The organism is Rhodococcus sp. NPDC058521, assembly GCF_042719695.1.
Classification (GTDB): domain Bacteria; phylum Actinomycetota; class Actinomycetes; order Mycobacteriales; family Mycobacteriaceae; genus Rhodococcus_F.
In genome coordinates, this window is record NZ_JBHXNL010000008.1 from 85,651 (window position 1) to 112,385 (window position 26,735).

The 26,735-nt window shown below is 65.4% G+C and carries 27 protein-coding genes and 1 pseudogene; 13 read left to right on the forward strand and 15 right to left on the reverse strand.

What is annotated here, in order from left to right:
* Positions 1–115: 115 nt before the first annotated feature.
* From ACFWO3_RS14460 to ACFWO3_RS14490, 7 genes are all read left to right on the forward strand, one after another.
* Positions 116–1,387 carry a DUF445 domain-containing protein gene (locus ACFWO3_RS14460; protein ID WP_378578596.1) on the forward strand — a complete coding sequence of 424 codons (1,272 nt, stop codon included), beginning with the start codon at positions 116–118 and terminating at the stop codon, positions 1,385–1,387.
* A gap of 92 nt (positions 1,388–1,479) precedes the next feature.
* Positions 1,480–1,965, forward strand: coding sequence for a helix-turn-helix domain-containing protein (locus ACFWO3_RS14465; protein WP_378578600.1), 486 nt, complete (start codon positions 1,480–1,482; stop codon positions 1,963–1,965).
* Positions 1,958–2,773, forward strand: a complete 816-nt coding sequence (locus ACFWO3_RS14470; RefSeq protein WP_378578604.1) for a heparin-binding hemagglutinin — start codon at positions 1,958–1,960, stop codon at positions 2,771–2,773. The genes ACFWO3_RS14465 and ACFWO3_RS14470 overlap by 8 nt, the downstream gene beginning before the upstream one ends.
* Positions 2,774–2,850: 77 nt before the next feature.
* Positions 2,851–3,144, forward strand: coding sequence for a DUF2516 family protein (locus ACFWO3_RS14475; protein WP_378578607.1), 294 nt, complete (start codon positions 2,851–2,853; stop codon positions 3,142–3,144).
* A gap of 151 nt (positions 3,145–3,295) precedes the next feature.
* Positions 3,296–4,243 carry a diiron oxygenase gene (locus ACFWO3_RS14480; RefSeq protein ID WP_378578611.1) on the forward strand — a complete coding sequence of 316 codons (948 nt, stop codon included), beginning with the start codon at positions 3,296–3,298 and terminating at the stop codon, positions 4,241–4,243.
* Entirely contained in the window at positions 4,243–4,998 is a 756-nt protein-coding gene (locus tag ACFWO3_RS14485; protein WP_378578614.1) for a MerR family transcriptional regulator, read from the forward strand. Before ACFWO3_RS14480 ends, ACFWO3_RS14485 begins: the two co-directional genes overlap by 1 nt.
* A 26-nt stretch (positions 4,999–5,024) precedes the next feature.
* Complete coding sequence (locus ACFWO3_RS14490) at positions 5,025–6,056, forward strand: alpha/beta fold hydrolase (RefSeq protein ID WP_378578619.1); 1,032 nt, start codon at positions 5,025–5,027, stop codon at positions 6,054–6,056.
* 28 nt (positions 6,057–6,084) lie between these two features.
* On the opposite strand, the gene purU is transcribed toward ACFWO3_RS14490, so the two are convergent.
* Positions 6,085–6,969, reverse strand: a complete 885-nt coding sequence (gene purU, locus ACFWO3_RS14495) for a formyltetrahydrofolate deformylase (RefSeq protein WP_378578623.1) — start codon at positions 6,967–6,969, stop codon at positions 6,085–6,087.
* 12 nt (positions 6,970–6,981) lie between these two features.
* A complete protein-coding gene (locus ACFWO3_RS14500) occupies positions 6,982–7,812 on the reverse strand; it encodes a class I SAM-dependent methyltransferase (protein ID WP_378578824.1) in 831 nt (276 codons plus the stop codon).
* A gap of 48 nt (positions 7,813–7,860) precedes the next feature.
* Here ACFWO3_RS14500 and deoC point away from each other — a divergent pair, with 48 nt between their 5' ends.
* Both deoC and ACFWO3_RS14510 read left to right on the forward strand, forming a co-directional pair.
* Positions 7,861–8,526: a deoxyribose-phosphate aldolase gene (gene deoC, locus ACFWO3_RS14505; protein ID WP_378578627.1), complete on the forward strand. Its 666-nt coding sequence runs from the start codon at positions 7,861–7,863 to the stop codon at positions 8,524–8,526.
* Positions 8,527–8,788: 262 nt separating this feature from the next.
* Positions 8,789–10,216 (forward strand): dicarboxylate/amino acid:cation symporter, encoded by a 1,428-nt coding sequence (locus tag ACFWO3_RS14510; protein WP_378578631.1) that lies wholly within the window; start codon positions 8,789–8,791, stop codon positions 10,214–10,216.
* 1 nt (position 10,217) lies between these two features.
* Here the strand turns inward: ACFWO3_RS14510 and nhaA are convergent, their stop codons facing one another.
* The 7 genes and pseudogenes from nhaA to ACFWO3_RS14545 all read right to left on the reverse strand — a co-directional run bounded on the left by nhaA (position 10,218) and on the right by ACFWO3_RS14545 (position 18,139).
* A complete protein-coding gene (gene nhaA, locus ACFWO3_RS14515; RefSeq protein WP_378578636.1) occupies positions 10,218–12,809 on the reverse strand; it encodes a Na+/H+ antiporter NhaA in 2,592 nt (863 codons plus the stop codon).
* A 67-nt stretch (positions 12,810–12,876) separates the two neighbouring features.
* Positions 12,877–13,875 (reverse strand): zinc-binding alcohol dehydrogenase family protein, encoded by a 999-nt coding sequence (locus tag ACFWO3_RS14520; RefSeq protein ID WP_378578639.1) that lies wholly within the window; start codon positions 13,873–13,875, stop codon positions 12,877–12,879.
* A gap of 56 nt (positions 13,876–13,931) precedes the next feature.
* Positions 13,932–14,345, reverse strand: coding sequence for a cupin domain-containing protein (locus ACFWO3_RS14525; RefSeq protein WP_378578641.1), 414 nt, complete (start codon positions 14,343–14,345; stop codon positions 13,932–13,934).
* Between the two features lie 63 nt (positions 14,346–14,408).
* The gene (locus tag ACFWO3_RS14530; RefSeq protein ID WP_378578644.1) at positions 14,409–14,774 is read right to left on the reverse strand and encodes a DUF2255 family protein; all 366 of its coding nucleotides are present in this window, start codon (positions 14,772–14,774) and stop codon (positions 14,409–14,411) included.
* Positions 14,775–14,809: 35 nt separating this feature from the next.
* Positions 14,810–15,705 (reverse strand): annotated as a pseudogene (locus ACFWO3_RS14535) (zinc-binding dehydrogenase).
* Positions 15,706–15,750: 45 nt separating this feature from the next.
* Entirely contained in the window at positions 15,751–16,656 is a 906-nt protein-coding gene (locus ACFWO3_RS14540) for an aldo/keto reductase (RefSeq protein WP_378578648.1), read from the reverse strand.
* Positions 16,657–16,666: 10 nt separating this feature from the next.
* Positions 16,667–18,139, reverse strand: a complete 1,473-nt coding sequence (locus tag ACFWO3_RS14545; protein ID WP_378578651.1) for an MFS transporter — start codon at positions 18,137–18,139, stop codon at positions 16,667–16,669.
* A gap of 102 nt (positions 18,140–18,241) precedes the next feature.
* On the opposite strand from ACFWO3_RS14545, the gene ACFWO3_RS14550 reads away from it, so the two are divergent.
* Positions 18,242–19,147 (forward strand): helix-turn-helix transcriptional regulator, encoded by a 906-nt coding sequence (locus ACFWO3_RS14550; protein ID WP_378578655.1) that lies wholly within the window; start codon positions 18,242–18,244, stop codon positions 19,145–19,147.
* Positions 19,148–19,252: 105 nt separating this feature from the next.
* On the opposite strand, the gene ACFWO3_RS14555 is transcribed toward ACFWO3_RS14550, so the two are convergent.
* The gene (locus tag ACFWO3_RS14555; RefSeq protein WP_378578658.1) at positions 19,253–20,017 is read right to left on the reverse strand and encodes a DUF2993 domain-containing protein; all 765 of its coding nucleotides are present in this window, start codon (positions 20,015–20,017) and stop codon (positions 19,253–19,255) included.
* 111 nt (positions 20,018–20,128) lie between these two features.
* Between ACFWO3_RS14555 and ACFWO3_RS14560 the strand changes: the two genes are divergently transcribed.
* Complete coding sequence (locus ACFWO3_RS14560) at positions 20,129–20,743, forward strand: type IV toxin-antitoxin system AbiEi family antitoxin (protein ID WP_378578662.1); 615 nt, start codon at positions 20,129–20,131, stop codon at positions 20,741–20,743.
* Positions 20,744–20,745: 2 nt separating this feature from the next.
* On the opposite strand, the gene ACFWO3_RS14565 is transcribed toward ACFWO3_RS14560, so the two are convergent.
* Genes ACFWO3_RS14565 through ACFWO3_RS14575 form a run of 3 tightly spaced genes read right to left on the reverse strand, consistent with a single transcriptional unit; the run spans position 20,746 to position 22,605 of the window.
* Positions 20,746–21,534: a class I SAM-dependent methyltransferase gene (locus ACFWO3_RS14565; protein ID WP_378578666.1), complete on the reverse strand. Its 789-nt coding sequence runs from the start codon at positions 21,532–21,534 to the stop codon at positions 20,746–20,748.
* Between the two features lie 19 nt (positions 21,535–21,553).
* Positions 21,554–22,057: a DUF2505 domain-containing protein gene (locus tag ACFWO3_RS14570; protein ID WP_378578670.1), complete on the reverse strand. Its 504-nt coding sequence runs from the start codon at positions 22,055–22,057 to the stop codon at positions 21,554–21,556.
* A gap of 50 nt (positions 22,058–22,107) precedes the next feature.
* A complete protein-coding gene (locus ACFWO3_RS14575; protein WP_378578673.1) occupies positions 22,108–22,605 on the reverse strand; it encodes a DUF2505 domain-containing protein in 498 nt (165 codons plus the stop codon).
* A gap of 25 nt (positions 22,606–22,630) precedes the next feature.
* On the opposite strand from ACFWO3_RS14575, the gene ACFWO3_RS14580 reads away from it, so the two are divergent.
* Positions 22,631–23,743 carry a UDP-N-acetylmuramate dehydrogenase gene (locus ACFWO3_RS14580; RefSeq protein WP_378578677.1) on the forward strand — a complete coding sequence of 371 codons (1,113 nt, stop codon included), beginning with the start codon at positions 22,631–22,633 and terminating at the stop codon, positions 23,741–23,743.
* 82 nt (positions 23,744–23,825) lie between these two features.
* Positions 23,826–24,935, forward strand: coding sequence for an Ig-like domain-containing protein (locus ACFWO3_RS14585; protein WP_378578826.1), 1,110 nt, complete (start codon positions 23,826–23,828; stop codon positions 24,933–24,935).
* Here ACFWO3_RS14585 and ACFWO3_RS14590 read toward each other — a convergent pair.
* Positions 24,932–25,696 carry an SDR family NAD(P)-dependent oxidoreductase gene (locus ACFWO3_RS14590; RefSeq protein WP_378578681.1) on the reverse strand — a complete coding sequence of 255 codons (765 nt, stop codon included), beginning with the start codon at positions 25,694–25,696 and terminating at the stop codon, positions 24,932–24,934. The two genes, ACFWO3_RS14585 and ACFWO3_RS14590, sit on opposite strands and share 4 nt — an antisense overlap.
* A 57-nt stretch (positions 25,697–25,753) precedes the next feature.
* Positions 25,754–26,701 carry a TauD/TfdA dioxygenase family protein gene (locus ACFWO3_RS14595; protein ID WP_378578684.1) on the reverse strand — a complete coding sequence of 316 codons (948 nt, stop codon included), beginning with the start codon at positions 26,699–26,701 and terminating at the stop codon, positions 25,754–25,756.
* Positions 26,702–26,735: the final 34 nt, after the last annotated feature.

Consider the following 26,735-nt stretch of genomic DNA (forward strand, 5'->3'; position numbering starts at 1 on the left):
TGTTCACGATCCTTAATGTGGTCGGTCGAGTTTCACCTTAGTGTGCGTACGGAACGACAGGTGCTCGGTCACAGGTTGCGGCCGAGTCGTGGCTGCGTTCGGCAGAATGGTCGGCGTGTCTCAATTGACCCTGTCTGCCCTCGACGACGATGCCAAGCGACGTGATCTTCGCAGAATGAAGACGGTCGCCACGGGCTTTCTGCTGTTCGCCACTGCCGTCTACCTGCTGTGCCGCTGGCAGGAATCACGTGGTGCGGGCGACTGGGTCGGATACGTGCGTGCCGCGTCCGAAGCCGGAATGGTCGGCGCGCTGGCCGACTGGTTCGCGGTCACGGCACTGTTCCGGCACCCGCTCGGCCTGCCCATTCCGCACACGGCGATCATTCGCCGCAAGAAGGATCAGCTGGGGGCCAGTCTCGGCAGTTTCGTGGGGGACAACTTCCTCGCCCCGGACGTGGTGTCGGAAAAGGTGCGCGGCGCACAGATTTCACTTCGCGTGGGCACCTGGATGGCGCAGCCGGACCACGCGGCTCGGGTCGCCGCCGAGACGTCCACGATCTTGCGTGGACTCGTCGAGGTGCTCCGCGACGAGGATGTTCAGCAAATCATCGACAGCACCATCGTGCGCAGACTGGCGGAGCCGCAGTGGGGGCCTCCGATCGGGCGGGTGCTGGCCGAACTTCTGCGTGAGAACCGACAATTGCCGATTCTCGACCTTCTCGCCGAACGCGCTCACCAGTGGGCGCTCGGTAGCCAGGAGACGATCGATCGGGTCGTCAGTCGAGACTCACCCACGTGGTCGCCCAAGTTCGTCGACGCGATGCTGGGCGAGAAGATTCATCGTGAGCTCGTCGAGTTCACCTGGAAGGTGCGCTCCAACAAGGAGCACGAGGTCCGGCAGGCAGCCAACCGATTCCTGGTCGAGTTCGCCGAGGATCTGCAGAACGACCCTTCGACGATGGAGAAGGCCGAGAAGATCAAGGCCGAGATCATGGGTCGCGAAGAGGTGACGGGCCTCGCCGCAGCGACCTGGCAGGTCGCGAAACGGTTGATCCTCGAATCCGTGGACGATCCCAACAGCACGCTGCGCACCAAGGTGACGGAGAACGTCGTCAGCTTCGGTGAGCGTCTGCGTGACGACGACGAGCTGCGTACCAAGGTGGACGGCTGGGTTCTTGCGGGCACCGAATACGTCGTCGTGAACTATGCGGACGAGGTCACCGGTCTCATCACCGACACGGTCGAGCGTTGGGACGCCGAGGAGGCGAGCCGCAAGATCGAACTTCAGGTCGGCCGCGATCTGCAGTTCATTCGTATCAACGGCACGGTGGTCGGGTCGGTTGCCGGTCTGGCGATCTACACGGTATCGACCCTGCTGTTCGGCTGACGTTCGGGTGTTGTTCGCGGGGTGCTAACTGAGGTGCTTGCAATTGTTAGCACCCTCATTTACCTTTGTAAGCACCCCACGGAGGAGGACCGATGTCGACCGAAGACCGAAACGGCGCCGGTGACATCGCTGCGCGCGTCGTCGGCTCTGCGGCACACGACATCGGTGGATTCATTCGCTCGCAACGTGAAGCAGCGCAGGTTTCGATGAGGCAACTTGCGCAACTCGCGGGTGTCAGCAATCCGTATCTCAGCCAGATCGAGCGTGGGTTGCGCAAGCCTTCTGCGGAAGTGCTCGCGCAGATCGCAAAGGGTCTCCGGGTGTCGTCGGAGGTCCTGTACGTCCAAGCGGGTTATCTCGAGGAGCGCCCACACGGACCCGTCCGCGACGCGCTGCTCGCGGACACTGCAATCACCGAGCGGCAGAAGCAGGTGTTGCTCGAGATCTACGAATCGTTCTGTCGTGAGAACGATCCGACCCGACCTGACGAATCGAACCCGTCGGCCGTGGAATCCCGCGAGGTCGACGTCCAGCACCCCGACATTTCATACTTCGAACAGGAGAACACCGATGACTGACCAGAAGGCAATCGACAACGTACGCACCTCGATCTACGCCGCAGTGGGCGCGGGCGATGTCGTCGTCCAGGCTGTTGCCGACGTCGTTGCGCAGGTCCGCGAGCGTGCCGAGTCCACCCAGGGCGACGTGAACGGCCGAGTCGAGGAAGCGCGCGAGCGTTTCGTGGACCTGCAGGGCGACGTCTTCGAGGGCGTGGAGGGCCTGCGTGAGCGTCTCGCCGGCCTGCCTTCGGAGCTGCCCGAGGAGCTTGCCGATCTGCGCGAGAAGTTCACCCCGGAGGAACTGCGCAAGGTCGCGGAGGCATACCTGAAGGTTGCTTCAGACCTCTACACCTCGCTCGCCGAGCGCGGCGAGGACACCGTCGAGCGCATCCGCAAGCAGCCGGCCGTCGAGGAGGGCATCGGTCGTGCGGAGTCCGCCTTCGGTGACGCCGTCGAGCTCACCGAGGATGCACTCGGCACCGTCGCACGTCAGACCCGCTCCGTCGGCGAGCAGGCTGCGAAGTTCGCCGGTCGCGCCGCGGGTCGCATCTCGGACACCGCGGGTGAGGTCGGCGAGTCCATCTCCGAGGCCGGCGACGACGCCGCACAGCGGGTTGTCGAGTTCGGTGACCAGGCCGATTCCGCATCCAAGGACGCCGCTGCTCGCGTAACCGAGGCGAAGGGCCGCACCACGGCCGCCGCCAAGAAGGCGCCGATCAAGGCTCCCGCCAAGAAGGCCGCACCGGCCAAGGCTGCGGCCAAGAAGGCTCCGGCCAAGCCGGCCAAGAAGGCCCCTGCGAAGAAGGCTCCGGCCAAGAAGGCTTGATCTTCGCTCGGAACCACGGCGGCGGTCCCACACACTCGAAGTGTGGGGCCGCCGCCGTTTTCTCGTAGGATGGTTGCGTGATTCAAGTCGACGGGATCGTCAGAACAATTCTGCTCGTGATCCAGGTTGTTGCCCTGGGTGCTGCCGCGTACGCGCTCTTTCATGCCGCTCGCCAGCGCAAAGATGCTTTCACGGCCGTCGACAAGCTGAGCAAACCGATCTGGTTGACGATCCTCGCGGTTGCCTTCGTCGTGTTGCTGGTGTTCACCGGTGTTCAGTTGCTCGGCATCGTCGCGATCGTGGCGGTGTGCGTCTACCTCGTGGACGTTCGTCCCCGAGTCGACGATATTCAGCGGGGCCCTCGCTGGTAGTTCCGGTGATCGGAGTGGTCTCCGGATTCCTGCCCTGACCGGCAGCTTTCTTTCGGTGTTCGTCGCTGGTGCATTGCCATCCAAAAAGATGACAATAGCCATTGTGACAATGCTAGTGTGGTAACCGCAGTCACCACGAAAGAAGGTCGACATGTCCACAGCTCACGACTACGAGCGTGATGTTCGCAGCGGTGCCCGCTCGTCGTCGCGTCTCGCCAAGGCCGGGGACCGTCAGGAGACCGCGACCAGGCTGCTCGATTCGGCAGCCCGTAAGTCTTACGACCCGCGTGTGGAGATCGACTGGGAGGCGCCCGTCCCCGAGGATCTGTACGGCATGACTCCCGAATGGTGCAGCCTCTACGGCACACAGCTGTGGGAGGACATGACGCACGAGCAGCGGGTGACCCTCACCAAGCACGAAGCCGCGAGCGTCGCGGGTACGGGCATCTGGTTCGAGATGATCCTGATGCAGATGCTGCTGCGTGACATCTACTCGCACGATCCGTCCACCCCGCACTTTCAGTTCGCACTCACCGAGATCGCCGACGAATGCCGGCATTCCACGATGTTCGCGCGCTCTGCCCAGCGGTTCGGGATTCCGTCCTACCAACCGAAGCGATGGATCCGGCAGAGTGCGCGATTCTTCAAGGCGACGGCCACGGGGGCGCTCGCGTACGGCGGCACCCTGTTCGCCGAAGAGATTCTCGACATGATGCAACGAGACTTCATGCGTGACGATCGCGTGCAGCCGATCACACGCACCGTCAGCAAGATTCACGTGACCGAAGAGGCACGGCACATCAGGTTCGCGCGCGAGGAGACCGTGCGGCGGCTACGCAACGCCTCGTGGTTCACCAGAGCGCGTGTCCGTCTGGCGTTGGGTGTCACCGCCTACTTCGTCGTCACGAGTCTCGTGAACAAGAAGGTCTACGAGGCGGCAGGGCTCGACGTGAACGAGGCCGTGAAGGCCGCGAAATCCAACACGCACTACCACGACAAAGTTCGCGAAGGCAGCGCTCGGACCATGGCATTTCTCGACGAGGTCGGGCTGGTGGGCGGACCGTCGGCGCTGCTGCTGAGGCGGGCACACATCCTCTGATGAACGAATACCGAATCGACGACCTCGCACGCGCTTCCGGCGTCAGTGTCCGCAACGTACGCGTCTACCAGGACCGCGGACTGCTACCTCCGCCCCGCAAAGTCGGGCGCACCGGTTGGTACAACGACGACCATCTCGCCCGCCTCGAGCTGATCGGCCGGATGCTCGATCGCGGATACACGTTCGTGACCATCAGCGAACTGCTCACCGCCGCCCGGTACGGACTCGAGGTGAAAGACGTTCTCGAGAACGACGATCCGGGTGTACTGCGAAACCCGGACTGGCCGGGAGCGCGGCTGTCGATGGACGATCTGCGGGAGAAGTTCGGTGACGAAGCGACCGAGGCAAACATCGCCCGCGGCGTCGAACTCGACGTGATCGCCCCGCTGGGCGAGGACTTCACCGTCACCAATCCCAAGTTCCTGAAGACGGCCGAGGTACTTCACGGATCCGGAATGTCGTTGGCCGACATCCTCGAACAGAACGCAGCCGTCCGGCGAGATCTGGCAGACGTGGCCGCGCGGTTTGTGTCCGTCGTCGCCGATCGTTACCTCGCGAAGGACGGCGAGGAGCTCGAACTCGACGAAGAAACCGTGACCGAGGTGGTGAACCTCGTCAATCGGATCAAGCCGCTCGCTCACGACACCGTCAGCATCTTGTTCGCCGAGGCGATGGAATCCGAGATCGCAAAGGCTTTGCACAAGGCAGCCGCTCAACTCGGCGCCACCCCTTCCGAAGACTCTCAGGCAAGCTGAGAGCTGTAGTGAAACAAGAGGTTTCGATGTTCGACAGCATCCGTTCCACCCGTGGCCGGGTATTCGCGGCTGCGCTCGGTGCAGGTGTTCTCGCCGGGGCGGCCGGGCTCGCCGTGAAGCGGCGGCGTGCTCGCTCCGTGAAGCTCAACACCGACGTTGCGCCGAACGCGTTGCTGTGCGAGCCCACGGCTCCGATGGTCGAGTCCTGGGTCACCACCGACGACGGGGCGACACTTCGAGTGCACACCTACGGCCCCGAGGACGGCGATCCGATCGTTCTCGTTCACGGCTGGACATGCTCGATCGAGTACTGGTACCCGCAGATCAACGCGTTGGCGGACAACTATCGCGTGATCGCGTACGACCTTCGCGGACACGGCAAGAGCACGATCGGGACCGCGCGACTGCACGCAGATCTTCTGGGCACGGACCTCGACGCCGTCCTGCAGGCCACGCTGCGCGGCGGTGAGAAGGCCGTCGTGATGGGGCACAGTCTCGGCGGCATCAGCGTCATGTCCTGGGCCAACGTATGTCCCGATCACGTTCGGCAGTACGCGAAGGCGACAGTGCTGCTCAGCACCGCCAGTGACCGACTGATCGCCGAGACCACCGCCATTCCTCTGCCCAGCCGCTTCCCACGGGTTCCTGTTCCGGTCGGGCGCGCGATGATCGGTGCCCCTGTTCCCTTCGTGGACACCCCCATCACGACGAGCGTGATCAAGTACCTCAACTTCTCGTCGAACATCGGTGCCGAGGAACTGGCGTTCTGCGCGAAGATCGTCCGCGACTGCAACCCGCGTGCACGTGGTGGGTGGGGGCAGGTGCTCAGTGAGCTGGATGTGAAAGGCGGCCTCGAGAACCTGAACGTGCCCACCAGTGTGATCGTCGGTTCCAGGGACAGGCTCACCCCGCAGGCTCACTCCCACAGGCTCGCAGGGGTGTTGGACAACGCCGGCAACCTCGAGCGACTGACCGTGCTCCCCGGAATGGGACACATGAGCAACATCGAGGATCCGGATTCGGTCAACCTCGAGGTCGCGCGACTCGCCTCGCTGTGACGGAGATCCGTTTCGACCGAAGTGTCGTTCAGCTGAAGACCACGGTTTTACGCCCGTGTACGAGGACCCGGTCTTCGAGGTGCCATCGCAGCCCTCGGGAAAGCACCAGCTTCTCGATGTCGCGTCCCTGTCGGACCATGTCGGTCACTTCGTCGGCATGGTCGACACGGATGACGTCTTGCTCGATGATCGGACCGGCATCGAGTTCCGGGGTCACGTAGTGGCAGGTGGCGCCGATCAACTTCACGCCGCGCGCGAACGCCTGGTGGTACGGGCGTGCACCGACGAACGACGGCAGGAAGCTGTGGTGGATGTTGATCGCCCGGCCCGCCCAGTGCTCGCAGAGTTCTGACGGAAGCACCTGCATGAAGCGGGCGAGAACCACGGCATCCGGCTGGTGTGCGTCGACCAGCTCGCGTACGCGGTCGAACGACGGTCCACGCTCGGCCGGGTCTTTCGAGAACGGGACGTGGTGAAAATCGATTCCGTGCCGACGGGTCACCTCACCCAGATCGGGGTGGTTGCCGATGACGGCGCTGATTTCGGCGGGTAGCTCGCCGCCTGCCGCCCGACCCAGCAGATCGTGCAGGCAGTGCCCTTCCTTGCTCACCAACAGGACGACGCGTTTCGGCGCTCTGGTGTCGTGCAGGGACCATTCGGTGTCCGGGCCCAGTTCGGCGGCAACCGCCTGGAATCGTTCGCGCAGTTCGTCGGCGGACAGGGTCACTGACGAAGCGCGTATCGCCTGCCGGGTGAAGAACCATCCACTGTCCGCGTCCGCGTGGTAGGCGGCTTCGACGATCCACCCACCCACATCCGTCAGGAATGCGGAGATGCGGGCGACGATGCCCGTCTGGTCGCGGCATCCGAGGGAGAGTACGAACCGGTGGTCGTCGCTGGCTGGAGCGGTCATACTGACAGTCTCTCAGGTGGGGTTCGGGCCCACGGCGACTGCCGTCCCGATCAGGGTTCCCGCATCGATGGTGTGTACCTCGCGTTCGACGAGGAGGTCGAGGAACCGTAGGCGTATCGACTCCACGACGTCGGGGCCGACGCCGAGAAGTGCCGAGCGCAACCTGCCGCCACACGCGAAGTCCCAGGCGAACTCCGGAGTCGCTGGAATCAAGTTGGACAGTTCGCGTACCTCGGGCGAGATCGTGCCCGCCGCCTCGAGCCAGGAGCGAAGACCCTCGGGGGTGTCGAGGGGAGCAAGAATGTTCGGCCGATCCTCCGGTACCGCGTACTCGGGACGGAACTCGCCGACTGCCGCCAGGAACGCATCCATGAATTCGATCAGTGCTCCCCGGCGCCACACCGTGACCCCGACTCGCCCGCCCGGACGAACCAGCGAGACCAACCGCGCGAAATCCGAATCCATGTGCGGCAGAAAGAAGACTCCGTACGAACACGAGAGGACGTCGTATCCGGAGGTGTGCAGATCCGAAGGAGCCTCCCACTGCGTGGCGTCCGCCTGCACGAAATCGATGTTCTGTAAGCCGCGTTCGGAAGCCAGTACGCGACCGTGTTCGAGCAGCTCGTCCGACAGGTCGATCGCATGGACCCGGCCGTCCGGGCCCACCGCGGCTGCCGCCGGCAGTGCCGACGCGCCGCCGCCACAGCACACGTCCAGAACGGACTCGCCGGGTGCGGCGGCGAGCTGGAACGTCAAGGCTTGCCCGGCGGGACCCCACACGGTCGGAGTGAGTCGGGCGAACTCCGTTCCGGCCTCGTCGAACACGTCACCGATGTTCATGATCCGAGGCTAGTCCGAAAGGACCCGGCATGGTTGTGCGAAGCTGTGAACATGTCCGACACGACGCTCCGTCGCGCCCAGGTTGCTGCGATGATCGATCACACTCTGCTCAAGCCCGAGGCCACCCCTGACGACGTGGCCGCCCTCGTGGCGGAGGCCCGAGACCTCGGGGTTCTCGCGGTGTGTGTATCGCCCTCGATGCTGCCCCTGAAAGCGGACGGTCTGGTGAAGGCTGCGGTCGTCGGATTTCCGTCGGGCAAGCATCACTCACTGGTGAAGGGCAGCGAGGCCCGCCTCGCCGTTCAGCAGGGTGCAGAGGAAATCGACATGGTCATCGACGTCGGTGCCGCGGTGGAAGGCGATTTCAACGCGGTGCTCGCGGACGTGATCACCGTGCGCGAGGCGATCGGGTCCGGCGCGGTACTCAAGGTGATTCTCGAGACCGCCGCACTGTCCGAAGACTCGATCGTGGGAGCGTGCCGCGCTGCGGAACGTGGCGGCGCCGATTTCGTCAAGACATCGACCGGTTTCCATCCGGCAGGCGGTGCAACGGTGGAGGCCGTGCAATTGCTCGCGCGCACCGTCGACGGACGTATCGGAGTCAAGGCGAGTGGTGGGATACGGACCACCGAGGCCGCGCTGGGCATGATCGCCGCGGGCGCGACCCGGCTGGGGCTCTCCGCAAGCCGGGCCGTGCTCGAGGGTGTGCCGGAGTAAGAGATAGCTGTTCCACTGCCTCGGACGCCGGCGAGTGGCCCGATCGGCCGGAACCGGACGGGCGTATAGTCGTGACCGTGCTGATTCTGACCAGTCGACGTTTCGTCGACCTCCGCCTCCAGGCGAGCGCCATCTGTATGCGCTCCGTGTGAGCGAACAGCACCCACTTCTCCAGGTCGGCGTGCGCTGACCGCTCCACGTCTCGACCCCCCATTTTCGCGCGTGGCCGATCGTCGCGCGCCTTCGCCCGAAAGGCACATCCATGCCCGGCTCGACCGTGGCCACCTCGGCCTCGACCACCGATCGCCGTTTTCCCAAGTGGGCGACCGCGTTCGGCCCACAAATCGTCACCGGCCTGATCGTCGGTGTTCTGCTCGGACTCGTCGCCCGCGCCATGGCCCCCGCGGCGGATGGCAACGAGAACTGGCTGACGGGGACTCTCGACACCATCGGCTCGAGCTACGTCAAGCTTCTGACCGTCGCTGTCGTGCCTCTGGTGTTCACGGCGATCGTCAGTTCGATCGCCAATCTGCGACAGGTCGCCAATGCGGCCCGGCTCGCAGTGCAGACGCTGCTGTGGTTCGCGATCACTGCATTCATCGCGGTGGTGATCGGCATCGTCATCGGACTGGTCGTCCAACCCGGCAATCACACCGGTGTCACCTCCGCGGCGGAGGAGGCCCCGTCGAGCAGCGGATCGTGGTGGGCGTTCATCACCGGTCTGGTGCCCAACAACTTCCTCGGACTCGGTGCGAAGACCGTCGTCGAGGATGGCGCTGCCACCACCTCGCTCAGCTTCAACATCCTGCAGTTGCTCGTGATCGCCGCCGCGATCGGCATCGCGGCCTTGAAGGTCGGGGAGAAGGCGGAGCCGTTCCTGAACCTCAACGCCTCACTGCTCGCGATCGTGCAGAAGGTGCTGTGGTGGATCATTCGCCTCGCACCCGTCGGAACCGCCGCGCTGATCGGTAACGCGGTCGCCACCTACGGCTGGGATGCGATCGGGTCGCTCGGCTGGTTCACCGCAGCGATCTACCTAGGACTGGCACTCGTATTTCTCGTCGTCTATCCGATTCTCGTTCGGGTGCACGGACTGTCCGTCCGGAGCTTCTACTCCGGAGTCTGGCCGGCGACACAGCTCGGCTTCGTCTCCCGGTCGTCGATCGGCACCCTGCCGCTCACCCAGCGTGTCACCGAACGCAACCTCGGTGTTCCGCGTGAGTACTCGGCGTTCGCAGTTCCGCTCGGCGCAACGACGAAGATGGACGGTTGCGCTGCGATCTACCCGGCGATCGCCGCGATCTTCGTTTCGCAGTTCTACGGTCTCGACCTGTCGGTCACCGACTACGTTCTCATCGTGGTGGTCTCGGTGATCGGATCGGCGGCGACCGCAGGCACTACAGGCGCCACCGTGATGCTGACCCTGACCCTGTCGACGCTGGGCCTGCCATTGGCAGGTGTGGGTCTTCTGCTCGCCGTGGAACCGATTGTCGACATGGGGCGCACTGCAGTCAACGTGACCGGTCAGGCGCTCGTACCCACCATCGTCGCCAAGCGTGAGGGCATCCTCGACCGGACGCTGTACGACGCACCGCGCACGGGTGACCCCTTCTCGGACGAAGACGCAGTCGACCCTGCACCGACAGATTCGGCACAGGGTCGACCGGAGGCTGCTGTGACGGCGGGCTAGCTCAGTCCGGGATCTGTAGCGCGTCACGCAACTCGGCATCGTCGGGGTCACGCAGTACAGCCTGCTTGCCGCGGAGCACGGCCACGGGTAGGTCATCCTCGCTCAGGCCGAGCCTTCCCAGGTACGTGTCGGCGGTGTCGTCGCTGTCGATGTCGATGAGTACCGAGGACTGGCCGTGCTCGTCGGCCCAGTCCCTGAGCCGGTGCGTGCGGGAACTGCTCGAACGTCCCACGATGCGCATATCGGCAAACTGTTCGACCCCGATCGCGTGACGGACGAGAAACGCCCGTTGCACAAGTTCGCGCAGGTCGTGGTCGGCATCGAGCGCCTCGTGCAGTTGCTGCACGGTCAGGCGCAGGACTTCGCCGTCGTCGAGGACGATGGCCGTTCGCTGGACGGCAGTCTGGTCGAACAGGTCGAATGCCCCCAGGAAACGCCGAGGCCCGTGCACCCGCACGATCGGGTCCGCTCCCGGTGGACGCGCTGCGACGGCAACGGTGCCCGACAATACGACGTGGAAGTCGTAGCCGGAGTCGCCGGGGCGGTAGAGGATATCGCCCCGGGCGATACCGCGCCGGGCGCCGAAACGCTGCAGGTGATGAAGCTGGTCGTCGGTGAGTCGTGGCTGGTCACCGCCCGAGTCGGCCGTCTCCGGGTGATCGGCCGGCAAGTCGTCCAGCAGGTCGGCCGGATCCAGCTCCGGAGAGTCCTGCGGATCAGGGTGGGCCGGAAGAGCTGCTGCGGGTGCCGGGCGTCCGCCGCCCTCGGCGCCGGCCGCGTTCAGCAGTGCGGTGGCGAGGGTGTCCGCGTCGTGCGGACCGGTGTGCATGGCGCCGTCGATGAAGAACGCCGGCGTCTCCGTCACACCACTGGTCTGCGCGGATTCCGAGTCGTGGCGGACGTGCCGGGCGAAGCGCCCGGATCCGAGGTCCCGCGTGAAGCGCTGCACGTCGAGGCCGATCGCCTCGGCATGAGCAACCAGCTCTGCCGGGTTCAGGTGCCCTCGACGGGCATACAGACGATCGTGCATCTCCCAGAATCGGCCCTGTGCAGAGGCCGCTTCCGCGGCCTCCGCCGCCAACTGCGCCTGAGGGTGAATGTCGTCCTGCGGGGCATGGCGGAAGACGAAGCGGAAGCGGTCGCCGAACCGTTCGTGGAGCTCATCTATCGCCCCCCAGCCCCGATAGGGCGCCTGGAAGTCGCCGAAACCGACCAAGGTGAGTGGAGCATCGACCGGGCCGCGGATGTGGTCGCGCTGCTCGTCGACGGGAGAGTCCAGCAGATGGGGCCGGGTGTCCGACGGTCGGCGGCGCGCCTCGATCCGTAGCAGCACAGTGCCGAGAGTTCCCGCGATGATCGACGCGGCCAGCACACCGACTCGGGCCCGGTTCGCGAGTTCGTCGTCGGTGAAGGCCAGGTCCACGATGAACAGGGAGATGGTGAACCCGATGCCCGACATGGCCGCGCCGCCGATCACGTGCAGTTGGGTGATGCCCGGCGCGAGGATACCCAACCGCAACCTCACCGCGAGCCCGGTCCCGAGGGAGATCCCGACCAGTTTGCCCAGCACGAGTCCGGCGACGACGCCCAGTGTGATCGGTGAGGTCAGCGACGCGCCCAGCGTGTCGGGGTCGAGGGGAACGCCCGCATTGGCCAGCGCGAACAACGGCACGAACACGAAGTTGACCCAGGGCTGCCACAGCTCCCGTTGCCGTTGTCCCGGCGGCACCGACTGCTCGATGGACAGACGGGCCGCGCGAGCAGACTGCGCGTTCGGAGACTGCTCGTACAAGCGGGTTCTTCGCGTGGCGTTCTCCACTTCCCCGCGTCGGGGCAGATACGCCGGGGTGACCAGCGCGATCGCGACGCCCAGCAGGGTGGGATGGACACCGGAGAGATACAGCGCCACCCAGGAAACAGCCGCGATGACGAGATAGGCCGGGCCGCGCCACACATTCAACCGTTTCATACCCACCATCACCAGCACTCCGAGCACTGCGACCGCGAGGGCGCCGAGATTGAGGTTGTCGGTGTAGACGACGGCGATCACGAGCAGGGCGCCCACGTCGTCGCCGATCGCAAGTGCCAGGAGGAAGACTCGCAGCTGTTGCGGTACTGCTTTGCCGAGCAGCGCCAGCATCCCGACCAGGAACGCGGTGTCGGTGGAGATCACCACACCCCACGCGCCGGCCTCTCCGTCGGAGAGGTTGAAAGCGACGAACACCAGGGCCGGAACGGCAAGTCCGGCCAAGGCGGCAAGCGCGGGAACCGCAGCCCGACGTCGGTCGGCGAGTTCACCGAGCACCATCTCGTGTTTGACTTCCAACCCCACCATGAAGAAGAAGAACGCCATCAGTGCGTCGTTGACCCAGTGCTGCAGGGTCAACGTCAGCTCGCTGCTTCCGAATCCGACACTCAACTCGGTATCCCAGAAGGTGTCGTAGGTGTCGCCGAACGGCGAGTTCACCCACACCAGCGCCAGGACCGTCGCCCCCAACAACAGGGCAGCCGCGCCGACGTCGTCGCCCATCCGCACGCGCAGCGCCGTGAGACGCGTCCGGAAACTACTTTGCGCGTGTGCCTCGTTGGTCATCGGGCCATGCTTTCCGTCGGTGTGGCACTGTCTCGTTCCGTTGGCAATGCGGCAGGCCCACGTGCAGTCACGGGCGGATCACGATCTTGCCGACCGCTTCCCCGGAGCGGAGCCGGCCGGCAGCCTGCGCGAAGTCGGTGATGTTCACGGTCCGGTCGATCACCGGCCGGATCCGATCGTGGGCGACAGCGGGGATCACCTCGGGCAGAAGGCCCGCGATGATGCCGGCCATCTCCACGTCGCGGGTGAATCCGAAGGAGACGCCGTGGACCGTGAGGTGCCGGTAGGACAACGCGTCGATGTCGATCGTGGAGACCGGGCCGGCGAGCCGACCTATGTTGACCACATGCCCATCCACCGCAGTGGCCGACAGGCACTGCGCGAAGGTCTGCCCGGCGACGTGATCGAGCACCACGTCCACACCCTTGCCGCCGGTCGCGGCCAACGTCGCCTCGGTCAGATCCTGCTCGTCGGTCACGATGACGGTGTCGACGCCCGCCTCGGTGAGCAGATCACGTTTGCCTGCCGTGCGGGTGGTGCCGATGATCTGGGACGCGCCGAGAGACTTGGCGATCTGGGCGCCGATCAGTCCGATCGCGCTCGATGCACCCGTGATCAGGACGCTCTGACCGGAGACGAATCCGGCGGTGCTGAGAGCGCCGTGCTCGGTCAGCAGCCCGGTCGGAAGCGCACATGCTGTCTCGGGGGCGAGTCCGGTCGGGCGCGGCAACACGAACCGGTGATCGGCGACCACGTACTCGGCGAAGGAGGATGGGATCGAGCCCATCACCGAGTCACCGATCTTCCAGGTCTCCACGCCGGCGCCGAGAGCGATGATCTCACCGGCGTACTCGAAGCCGGCGATGAATTCCTTGCCGTGCCCACCGCGGGTGGGGTCGGCCTCGGCGAGCATGGGCAGGTCGGCATTGTTGGTCGCCGCCGCCCGGTTACGAATCAGGACCTGGCCCGGTCCCGGCTGCGGGACAGGCACCTCGGTGAGTACCCATTCCGGTCCGCGTCCGGATATCAACGCGCGCATCATGTCGGTCACAACGATCTTCTCCATTCGTTCCAGGAGCCGTGGCGCGAGGCGGAACCCGCAGGCTCCGTCTCGGCCGGCGGTCAGTTCCGGCGGGTGCGGGGTGCGGCGTACTGCTGATCGGTGACTTCTTCGAGCCACGTGGTCTCCGAGGTGGTCGTGCCGTCGCCCTCCCAGATGGCGACGTGTTCCATGAACCGGTCCTCGGTAGCACCGTGCCAATGCTCCTCACCTGCAGGGCAGGTCACCGACTCTCCTGGATGGGCTTCGAACACGACACCATCGCGGGTGCCGACCAGCGCGATACCGGTCACGATGTGCAGGGTCTGACCCAGCACATGGCGATGCCAGAACGTGCGCGCCCCGGGAGAAAAGCGCACCATGTTCGTGCGCGCCCGCGAAGGCTCCTCGCCTGCGTAGATGACGTCGTACCAGACGTCGCCGGTGAACTGGGTGTCCGGTCCCTTGCCGGTGGGGACGGGATCGATGAACTCCATGTCCTTGCTCCTTCCTCGGTGATGACCAGGGCGAACCCGAACTCCTGGAATACTCGAACTCGGTCAGCGAGGGTCGACGCGAAGCGTGGTGGCTCGTGCCTGCGTACTGGTGATTGCCTCGACGGCGGACCCGTCGCCGTATTTGTCGTGATAGGCGGTGTCGATTGCGTCGTCACGGGTGTCGTCGTGAGCGAATAGCACGTCGGCGTGGACGCCGCCGGCGTCGATGACGCCGGTGCCGGTGCGTTGCACTCCCCGGTACCAAGCGCCGTCGGTGCCGCGCACCGACCGGATGTACAGCGTGTCGTCGACCACGACGTGCCACACGATTTTCGAGGTGCGCACGGTTCCGTCGGGCCGGTGGGCCGCGACATGTAGTTCGCCGTCGCGGTCGATTGCGGCCAGGTCCGTCTCGGTCCAATCGATCATCGCTCTCTCCTCTGTGCTGGTAGTAATTGCCCGGGTCATGGCCGCAGGGCAACCTTGAGGGCGTCGCGGGAATCCATCAGCCGATAGGCCTCGGCTGTTTCGGCCAGCGGCAATTGGACGTCGAACACCTTGCCGGGGTCGATCTGCCCGTCGAGTACCTGCGGAATCGCGTCCTCGAGATAGGCGCGGACGGGGGCGGGCCCACCCGTCAAGGTGACGTTCTTACCGAACAGCGAGCCGAATCCGATCGGCGCGTCCTCGTACTGCGGGACACCGACGCGGGATATGACGCCGCCGGGTCGGACGATGCCGTAGGCCTGCTCGTAGGCAGGCATGTGGCCTACCGCTTCGAGGACGACGTGCGAGCCCTCGCCCCCGGTGAGTTCCATGACCTGGGAGATACCGTCGGCGCCCCGCTCGGCGACGACGTCGGTGGCGCCGAAGTCGCGCCCGAGGTCGGTGCGCTGCTTGTGTCGTCCCATGAGGATGATGCGTTCGGCGCCCATCTGGCGGTGGCCGGGTCGACGCCGGGCACCACGACGAGGCTGCCGTCGGCTTGCGGGATGCGGGCAAGTTCGGCCTGCAATCCCCCGGTTTCGGGGGAGCCGTAGAAGCCGCCGTGGATGCAGGAAGTGTGGAATCCTTCGCGGCAGAACACGCAGGTGTTGTCGGCATACACGAATGGAGCGATGACGAAGTCGCCCTTGCCCACCTTGGTGACAGCGCTTCCGGTTTCCTCGACGATGCCGATGAGTTCGTGGCCAATGGGGTTGGCCGCCCCGGCTGTCATGGAGTGATACGGGTGCAGGTCGGATCCGCAGACGCAGGCGAGGACGGTGCGCACGATTGCATCGGTGGGTTGCCGAATGTCGGGATCAGGTGCGCTTTCGACGCGAACGTCGCCCGCGCCGTACATGAATGTTGCTTTCATGGAAGGGGTTGCCTTTCAAGGGGTTCGAAGATCGGGTTCGAAGAGTCAGGCTTCGGGAATGTCGAGTCCGAAGTTGTCCAGGGTGATGTCGGCCGGCTCGGGGCCGCCGCGGAGGCCGGTATCGAGGCCGTCGATCGCGGTGAGTTCGTCGGTGGTGAGTTCGAAGTCCGTCACACGGAAGTTCTCGGCGATGCGGTGCGGTGTCACGGATTTGGGGATCGCCGAGCGGCCCTGCTGCAGGTGCCAGCGCAGCATGATCTGTGCCGGTGTTTTGTCGTGGGCTCGGGCGATGGCGCCGATCGTGGGGTCGTCGAGTGTGCTGGTGTGCTCGGAGTCCCGGTAGAAGGTGATGCCGCCGATCGGCGACCACGCCTGGGTGATGATGCCGCGGTCGCTGTCGGCGGCGAGGACGGCAGGTTGCCGGAAGAAGGGGTGCACCTCGACCTGGTTGACCGCCGGCACGATGGACGTGGCCTGCGACAGTTGCTCGAGATGTTCGGGCATGAAGTTGCTGACACCGATTGCGCGGACCTTGCCGTCGGCCAGGAGTGTCTCGAGTGCGCGGTAGGCGTCGACTGTGAGGTCGAACCGGCTCGGCAGTGCCTGGTGCAGGATCAGCAGGTCGATGGTGTCGACGCCGAGCTTGCCGGCGCTCTTGTCGAACGCGTGCCGGGTGGCCTCGTATCCGTAGTCGTTGATCCAGATCTTGGTCTCGAGGAACACGTCCGCACGGTCGAGACCGGACCGGCGAAGGGCCTCACCGACCTCGCGTTCGTTGCCGTAGGCGGCGGCGGTGTCGATGTGACGGTAGCCGACGCGAAGGGCCTCGGCGGCGGCGTCGATGGTCTTCTCGGGAGGGGTTTGGAAGACGCCGTAGCCCAGTGCGGGCATCTCGACGCCGTTGTTGAGGGTGACGGTGGGGATTGCGGTGGGATCGGTGTTCGTCGTCATGGCTTTCACGCTACGAACGATCGGCCGGATGAGGCAGGCACTGTTGGTACCCCGCTGCCGAGACCCGGCCAGTGCTGATCGGCCGGCGGCTCGCCGGTAGCACCAGCCCTGCGGCGGAGATCAGAGCTGCGGTCAGCAGGACCGCGCCTGCGGTCATTGCGGCAGGGTAAGTCGAGGACACGGCCAGTACCAGGCTCATGCCCAGCGCGCCGCCGAGTTGATGCACTGAGTTGACGGTTCCCGACGCGGCACCGGCCTGGGCGGGTGCCACTCGCACGATGCCCGAAGAGGTCATCGGCCCGAACGCCAGGCCCTGCCCTGCCCCGATCAGGACCATCGGTGCGGCGATCCCGGTGGCATACGCGGTGGTGTCGTGGACCAGACCCAGCCAGGCCAAGCCCGCCGCGGCGAGCATGAGGCCTGCCACCAGCAGTGCCGGACCGCTGAACTTGCGTTGGAATCGGGGCACGGCCAGGGCGACCGCGAAGTTGACCACCGTCATCGGGAAGAAAGCGCATCCGGCCGCCAAGGCGGAGAAGCCGCGGGCATCCTGTAGATATTGGCTGGTGAAGAGGAAGAAGCACATCATCGCACCGATGAACAGTCCTCGGGACAGGTAGGCGCCCACTCGTTCCCGGTCGGCGAACAGGCTCAGCGGCAGCACTGGTTCGATGGCCGAGCGCTCGACGGCTACCAGTGCACCGAGCGCCACGACGCCGAGGCTCAGCGTTCCCAGGGTTTCCGGCGACGCCCATCCGGATTCTCCGGCGGTGACGAAGCCGTAGACGAGCAGTGCGGGTCCCAGCGTCGCCAGCAGCGCGCCGGGAATGTCGAATCGGCCGGGGGTTCGGTTGGTCTCGGGGAGCAGCCTCAATCCGGCGACGAGCATGACAACGCCGATCGGCAAGTTGATCATGAACCCGGCCCGCCACGAGACAAGGTCGGCAAGCAGTCCTCCGGCCACGAGGCCGACGCTCGCCCCGACCCCCGCGACCGCGCCGTAGGCGGAGGTGGCGCGGACGCGCGACGGGCCCTCGCTGAACGTTGCCGTGAGCAGTGCAAGGGTCGACGGCGCCAGCACCGCTGCTCCGGCGCCCTGCACGGCTCGGGCAGCAATGAGCCAGCCGCCCGTCGGCGCGGCACCCACCACCACCGACGCGAGGGTGAAGAGAACCAGGCCGAGAACGAAGGTGCGCCGTCGGCCGAGGATGTCACCGGCGCGCGCCCCGAGGAGCAGCAAACCGCCGAACGTGAGCAGATAGGCATTCTGCACCCATGTGACCGAGTCCGCCGAGAGACCGAGTTCGTCCTCGATGTGTGGCAGGCCGGTGATGACGATCGAGTTGTCGAGAATCACCATGAAGTAGCCGGCCAGGATGATAGAGAGGATCGCAGTTGGGCGAGTCCTCCGAGTACTTTCCCGTGCGGTGCTCTGGCGTACTGGCACGGAAACCGGCGGCGCGACGATGGATGTCCTGGTCATGAACTCCAGCACACTCCGTGACCACCGGACGCAGGAGTCCCTGATGTACCGGGTATTACCAGTACCTCCCGTTGGCAGGTATGCCGTCGTACGGTCGAAATCATGGACTTGAAGGCAGAGACACGCGAATTCCTCGCCACCCGCCGGGCGCGGATCACCCCGGACAAAGCCGGGTTGCCCGCGTACGGCGGCAACCGGCGAGTGCCCGGTCTGCGGCGCGAGGAGGTGGCGATGCTCGCCGGTGTCAGCGTCGACTACTACACCCGCCTCGAACGGGGGAATCTCGCCGGTGTCTCCGAAGAAGTACTCGAGGCACTCGCGGAAGCCTTGCAACTCGACGAAGCCGAACACGGCCACCTGTTCGACCTCGCCCGAGCAGCCAACGCGTCGGGGGCAGCACGCTCACGCGCCCGGCGCACCCCGGCGCCCACACTCCGGCCCGCAGTGCAACGCATACTGGACGGCCTCGAGGGCGCCCCCGCGTTCGTCCGTAACGGCCGACTCGACGTGCTCGCTGCGAACCAATTGGGACGCGCGCTGTACGCACCGATGTTCGACTCACTCGAACGCGTCGCGAACAAACCCGTCAATACCGCACGATTCCAATTTCTCGACCCCTCTGCAGCACAAGAGTTCTGGGGCGACAAAGCGGCCCGGATGTCGCACGACGCGGTCGCGATCCTGCGGGCGGAAGCAGGAAAGAACCCCTATGACAAAGACCTCACCGCCCTGGTCGGAGAGCTGTCCACGCGCAGCGAGGACTTTCGTCGCCTCTGGGCTTCCCACGATGTGCGCTACCACCGGACAGGCACCAAGATCTTTCACCACCCGGTCGTCGGCGCCCTCGAGCTCGACTACGAGGCGCTCCTGCTGCCGGCCGACCCCGGGCTGCAGCTCAACGTCTACACCGCTGTGCCCGGTTCACCGTCCCATGACGGACTCCAGCTCCTCGCTTCCTGGGCGGCAACCCGAGAACACGAGGCCGCCACCGAACCGCGTCGTCGGTGATCTACATCCCCGTGACGGCGAACATCATGCGACTCGCCTCCGAACGCAATCTGCAGTGCTGGAAGAGAAGAGTCGGATCGACACGCCGAGCAGTCGCGGTCTCCGTCAGACGAGCACGCCGCAACCGCTCTCCTGCGGCTGCGGCTGGTTCGGGTCGGCCGCAGGCATCGTGTATGCGCCACCGCGAAGAGCGATGTCGATCGCATCGTCGGAGACGGTCAGCGACTCGGGGACCATTCCGAGGGGGTAGTTCTGCAGGCTGTCGGTCAGTGTCTGGACGATCCCGTCCACGAGGTCGGTGGGTAACCCGAATCCGAGGATCGCCGCGCCCACCGTTTCGACCTTCACCGTTCCGTTCTCGACGGTCGGCTTCACGGTCATGTCCGCGAGGCCCGCCGGGCCGACCGCGAACGTGAGGGTTCCGGCTCCGGAATCGGCCTTGACGTCGCTGATCAGGCTGCCGAACGTCTGCTCCTGCAAGGTGGCGAGGATGCCCTGCGTCGTCCAGTGGATGTCGGCCTCGGAGCTGCCGATCGTGCCGTTGCTCTCAGGGGTCTCCTCGATGCGAATGTCGTTGACGCGGGCGTGAACTTCCATCTGCTGAGCCGGGCCGAATGCCGAATCGTCGCTGTCGATGGTGACGTACGGAACCTCCTTGTCGATCGATTGCAGCAGTACGGGCTTCCAGCTCAACCCGACGTCGACCTGCGAACCGAGCTGGCTTTCGAACTGGTTCGCCATGCACGACTTCACCTGATGGCGCACGAACAGTTCGCCTGCGATCAGTGCGAGGACGAGGGCGGCTACGACGAGCATCACGATCAGGAGTACGCGATTGCGTCCGGATGAGGAGTTCGTTCGGGCTGACATTCCTCGGATTCTCCCCGACAACTATGAACAAATTCTGTGAATGCCGGATCGGCCGGGCGCCCGCCCACCGAAAATGTGATGAATAACACATGCACGCCGTAATCTGGGGTCATGACGGGTTGGTCGGATCCGCACACCGAACGCGGCGATTCGGGTGCCGAGAAGTCGTTGCAGGAACTCGCTGCATCGCAGGACGGATACTTCACCGCCGCTCAGGCCATTCAGGTCGGGTACACCGCCGAGATGCTCGGAACGCAGATCGTCCGTGGCTTGTGGTTGCGGGTGGAACGCGATCTCTTCCGGGACGCCTGCGCTCCCCACACCGATCTCGAGGCGTTCGCGAAGTGGTGCACCTGGTTCGGAACGGCTGCCGCTGTCTCGCATCAGAGCGCAGCCGAACTGCACGGTCTCGGGCACCTGTACCCGCGATTCATCCACTTCTCGACCGTGATGGCCCCACCCACACCGACTCGGGAGTTGGCGCTGCACCGGCGATCCGTCCGGGCCCAGGATTGCGAGCAGATCGGACCGATCCGCATCACGACACCGCAGTGCACGGCCCTCGATCTCGCGGCCGGAGGAATCTCGCAGGAGCTGCTCGACGAGGTGGTCGCGGACGGCGTCGCCATCGGCAGAGTCGACGCTCACGAACTTCACGAGGCATGTGCCAGACGGCCCGCGCCCGTGACCGAGCGCATCGAGCATGCGCTGGCGACCTGCACCTGACGTCACGTCGGGTTCGGCGCCACCACTTCCCACGGCACCGTCAGCAGGCAGTCACGAAGCGGCCTGCGCTGGACCCGTACCGGAAGTCCCTGCGACCAGAGCATCTCCAGTGTGGCGCGCCACCGCACCCTGGGGCCGAAGGAGCCGTGGGGCGCAGCCGTTGCCCACGCCCGATCCACTGCGTTCAGGAACTCGTGGATCCGTTCACCCGGCACGTTTCGGTGAATCAAGGCCTTGGGCAAACGTTCGGCCAGGTCGGACGGCCGCTCGGAGGCGAACGGATCCCACGCGAACGTCAGGGACAGTGGGCGATCGGCGTTCAGCAGTACCCACGTGCACCGTCGACCCAACTCGTCGCAGGTTCCCTCCACCACGAGGCCGCCGGGAGCGAGCGCGGACTGCAGCCGCTCCCACGCCGGGCCGACCGCCTCCTCGGGGTACTGCCGCAGTACGTTGAATGCGCGAACCAGCACGGGCCGCAAACCTGCCATCTCGAACCCGCCGCGAGCGAAACCGACCCCGTCCCTGCCCTCGACGACCCGGCCGGGATCGATCTCGAGACCGATTACCCGACGGTCGGAGCGAACCGCGCGCAGACGATCGGCCATCTCGAAGGTGGTGTTCGGCCTGGCGCCGTAACCGAGGTCCACGACGAGGGGGTCAGCGGCCCGTTGCAAGACGCGCTGGATCAGCGGTTCGTGCACCATCCACCGATCGCACCTGCGAAGCCGGTTGATGCCGGTGGTGCCACGGGTGATCACGCCGACAGGTTTCGCCGACTTCCCGATCATCGGATCGGGTCCGGCGCGCTCAATGCTGCTCGGCGAGCCACTTCTCGGTGATCTCGGCCTCGGCGCGGAACAGGTCGATGAGGTTCACGAGCATGAGTTGCTCGAGCTTGCCGCCGATGAACGGCAGATACACCTTGGCCTCGGAAGACGTCCGGAACGTGCAGCCGGTGTCGGTCGAGAACAACTGCATGGTGCCGGTCAGGCTGCCGGGGCCGGCCGGGATCGAGGCCTCGTACTTGGCGGTGGTCGGCTCACCGAACTCCGAGAAGCTCTCCTTGCGGGTGATGACCATGTCCTTCTTCATCACCGTCTGCGCGATCTCGGGCAGCTCGGAGCGCGGAAGAATGTGATGCAGCACGATCTCGATACCAGAGTCGGAGACGTCGAATGATTCGATGTGGTTCTCGGAATACTTGCGCATCTCTTCGATCCGCGCATCCCAGTAATCACGGTTGGTGAACGCGCTGTACACCTGTTCGGCGGTGTACTTGTAGCGGGCTGAGTAGTCGATGCGGCGGGCCATGACCGGCAAGGTTACCGGTTCGGGGCCTCACCACGAAGAGACGCAGGTCGTCAGCGGCCCAACCAGCTCTGCGTGAACTCGCGTTCCTTGTCGATCAGGTGCAGAATCTGGTCGGCGATCGCGGATTCGATCTTGCCACCCACGATCGGAATCTTCACGGTGGTCTCGCCCTCGAACTCCACCACCGAATCCGCACCGGCGCCCGTCAGCCGCTTCGTCCCGCTGATCTTGGCGGGTGCTCCGTCGACGGACGCCGAGAAGGTTCCCGTGGCGGTGTCGTCGTTGAGGCCGGCCCAGGTCTCGGACCGCTTGATGACGAGATCGCCCGGCCGCACCTTCGTGACGATGCTGGGCAGGTGCTCGGCGGCGATGGCCTGCCTCATCCGTACCGCGATGGTTCCGTCTCCGACAGTGATCTCGTCGATGGTGGCACCGTCGCCGCCCACCTCGGCGACACGGTCACGCCAATACTGCTCCGAGGTCAGTGCGGAGTGCACCTTGTCGGCGGGGAACGGGTAGGTCGAAGAATGGTCGATGCGTCGGCTCACGGTCGGCACGTTACCGTTTGCGTTTGTGTGGGATGTGAGCATCAGCCGTCAACTCGTCGATTCGGGCGCTTTCGTGTCCGAGAACCTCCCTCTGGCGGGTTTCACGACCCTGCGCCTCGGTGGGCCGGCCACGCTCGTCGCCGAATGCCCGAACACCCAGGTCCTGATCGACGTCGTGCGTCGTCTGGACTCGGCCCGTGTTCCCACGCTCGTGCTGGCCGGCGGCTCGAACCTGATCGTCGGAGACGCCGGATTCGACGGTGTCGTGGTGCGGGTGGCCAACACCACTGTGAGCTTGGAGTCCGAAGTCGTGCGAGTCGACGCGGGAACCGTGTGGGACGAGGTGGTGGCCGAAACGGTCGCCGCGCAACTCGGCGGGCTCGAATGCCTGTCCGGTATTCCCGGTTCGGCGGGGGCGACCCCGGTGCAGAACGTGGGGGCGTACGGGGTCGAAGTCGGCACCATGATCAAGCGTGTGCAACTCCTCGATCGGCGCACCGGTGAGGTGCGCTGGGTGGAGCCGACGGAACTGGGTCTCGGCTACCGCACGAGCGTGCTGAAGCACTCTTCGGACGCCTTGGTCCTCGCTGCGGAACTCGCAGTGTCCGCCGACGGTCTCAGCGCACCGCTTCGCTACAAGGAACTGGCCGCGGCGGTCGGGGCCGAGGAAGGTGAACGCGTCCCGTCCGCCCAGGTCCGAAAGGCCGTGTTGGAGCTGCGGCGCGGAAAAGGAATGGTGCTCGACCCCGACGACCACGACACCTGGAGTGCCGGCTCCTTCTTCACGAATCCCGTCGTCTCCGACGAGGCGCTACCCGCTGTGTTCGCGGCGATCGAGTCGAAACTCGGTGACGTGAGCGTGCCACGTTATCCGGCGGAGGGCGGCAGTAAACTGTCCGCCGGCTGGCTCATCGAGCGCGCCGGATTTGCGAAGGGGTACCCGGACGAGATGGCATCGGCCCGGCTGTCCACCAAGCACACCCTCGCGCTCACCAACCGCGGCGCCGCGACAACTGAGGAGTTGCTGACACTGGCACGTACCGTGCGCGACGGTGTCGAATCCACGTTCGGTGTTCGACTCGAACCGGAACCGGTAACGGTCAACTGTTCGATTCGAGGCGATCGTCAGCACAGGTAACGTGTTGGCTGTGTATGCGCTGGCTGAACGGAATCGTCGATCGCGGGTGATCGTGCTGGTCACTGCCTTGATCGCGGTCGTCATGATGATCGTCGGATGTTCGGGTGAATCGGGCTTGTCCTCGTCGGCACCGGACGAACCCGTGGTTTCGGTGACGACCGACCCGGAATCCGGCGCGCAGGACGTGAGCCCGATCGCCCCGATCACCGCCACCGCGTCCCAAGGCACCTTCACGGACATCTCGCTGGTGAACGGTGCCGGCACCCCGGTCAAGGGTGAACTGTCGCCGGACCGCACGACCTTCACGGTCGGCGAGCCACTCGGCTACGGCGTCACCTACACCTGGCACGGCACCGCCACCGGCACCGACGGCAAACCGGTCGCCGTGGAGGGCGACTTCACCACCCTCGCGCCGGAGGAAACCCGGTCCGCGAACCTCAACATCGGTGACGGTCAGGAAGTGGGCATCGCGGCCCCCATCATCGTCCAGTTCGACGGGACGGTCGAGGACAAGGCGGCCGCCGAGAAAGCCATGGTCGTCACGACGAATCCGCCGACCCCCGGCTCGTGGGCCTGGCTGCCAGACGACAACGGATCGCGCGCCCACTGGCGCCCCGAGAACTACTGGGCGCCCGGAACCAACGTGAACCTCGACGCGAAGCTGTACGGTCTCGACCTCGGTGGAGGCGTGTACGGCGGGGAAGACCTGACGCTGAATTTCAACATCGGACGTAGCCAGATCGTGAAGGCGAACGCGCCCAGTCACCGAATGCAGGTCGAACGCGACGGTGAGACCGTCATGGACATCCCGGTGAGCTACGGCGAAGGCAACGAGGCCCGCAACGTCACGCGGAGTGGAATCCACATGGTGACCGAGAAGTTCGAGGACTTCCTCATGTCGAACCCGCCGTTCTACGAGAACGTCCGCGAACGGTTCGCCGTCCGAATTTCCAACAACGGTGAATTCATCCACGCGAATCCGGAGACCCTCGGCGTGCAGGGTGCCTCGAACGTCACCAACGGCTGCATCAACCTGTCGCTCGAAGACGCGCAGCAGTACTTCGGGATCGCCATGTACGGCGACCCGGTCGAGGTGACCGGGACGTCCATCGACCTCTCGGCAGCAGACGGTGACATCTACGACTGGGCCGTCGACTGGCCCACCTGGCAGTCGATGTCTGCGCTCGCCTAGTTCGTGCTCGCCTGGTTCGTCGTGCGATGGAAGCGGCCGGCCTCGGCCTGATCCCGCGGTTTGACGATGATCTGGTCCAGGTTCACGTGGGCAGGCCTGGACGCGACGAAACCGATGATCTCGGCGACGTCCTCGGCGACGAGGGGCGTGATGCCCTCGTAGACCTTGTCGGCGCGTTCCTGGTCGCCGTCGAACCGGACGAGCGAGAACTCCGTCTCGACCGCGCCCGGCGCAACCTCGGTGAGTCGCACCGGCTTGCCTAGGAGCTCGCCGCGCAGGGTGCGGTGCAGCACTGCCTGTGCGTGCTTGGCGGACGTGTAGCCGGAGCCGTTGTCGTACGCGGAGAATGCAGCCACCGAGGTGATCGTCACGACCAGTCCGTCACCGGACTCGATCAGCTTGGGGAGAAGTGCCTTCGTGACCCGGAGAGTGCCGAGCACGTTGGTCTCCCACATCCAGCGCCAGTCGTCGAGGTCGGCATCGAGGACCGTTGCCAACCCTTTCGCACCGCCCGCGTTGTTCACCAGCACGTCGACCCGCGGCAGGACCGAGGCGAACGCCTCGACTGAATCCTCGTCGGTCACATCGAGTTCGAGTGCGGTGCCGCCGATCTCGTCCGCGATCTTCTGCAGACGATCGATCCTGCGTGCGCCCAGGACCACGTGATAGCCCTGGGCGGCAAGGGTGCGAGCGGTGGCCTCGCCGATGCCGGAGCTGGCGCCGGTGACAACCGCAGTGCGGGATTCCTGTGAGCTGGTCATGATTCCGATCCTAGAGGCGCTCCGCGCCCGTGAGTGGTCTGCGAGTCCAGAGACTCGTTAACCACTCACGGGGGAGATGTCGTCGATGACGGAGTATTCGGTGGCGTCACCGACGATCGAACGAGACCTCGCACCATGGATGTTGATGGGCACGTCCCCGGCCAACGTGATGCGGTTGAGCCGTCGGTACTGATCGTCGTAGTCGGCGATCGCGTAGTGCTGGGTGGCACGGTTGTCCCAGATCGCGACGTCGCCCTCCTCCCAGTTCCACCTGGTCGTGAATTCCAGCGAGATGGCGTGGTCCTGCAACACCTTGAACAGTGCCTGCGACTGGCTCGTGCTCAGACCGACGAAGCTCTTCACGAAGTGGCCGAGCAGCAGGGTTCGCTCGCCGGTCTCCGGGTGCACTCGGACCACCGGGTGTTCGGTCTCGAAATTGGTGGACCGGAATTCCTCGCGGTAGGCGGCCGTCTGCTCGTTGGAGAGGCGTTCCGCACTGGTTGCCGCGTAGTCGTACTGGTTGGTGTGCAGTGCCCACAAGTTCTCAGCCAGCGCCTTCAGCGGTTCGGGCAGCTTCGCGTACGCGGCGACGCCGGATGCCCAGGTGGTGCTGCCGCCGTAGGCAGGGAGTTCGATGGCGCGCAGGATGGACGCCTTCGGTATCCGGTCGACGAACGTCACGTCGGTGTGCCAGCTGTTGGCCTTGCCCAGGTCGGAATCGATGGGCAGGATCCGCTCGCCGTGAGACTTCACTGTGGGATGGGCGGTCGTCGGCGACCCGAGGAGCTGAGCGAACTCGTACTGCGAATCGTCGGTGAGGTGCTCCTGGCCACGGAAGAAGACGACCTTGTGCTCGAGAAGAGCCTGTCGGATCAGCGAGACGGTCGCGGGATCGAGGTCGCCACCGAGGCGTACGCCGTCGATACGGGCGCCGATGTGGGCGCCGAGTTTGACGACCGACGCGGTGGGTGCGGCCTTGACCTCGGGGGCGAAATCGATGGACATCGTGGACCTTTCGGCAGAAGGTGATGTGTTGACT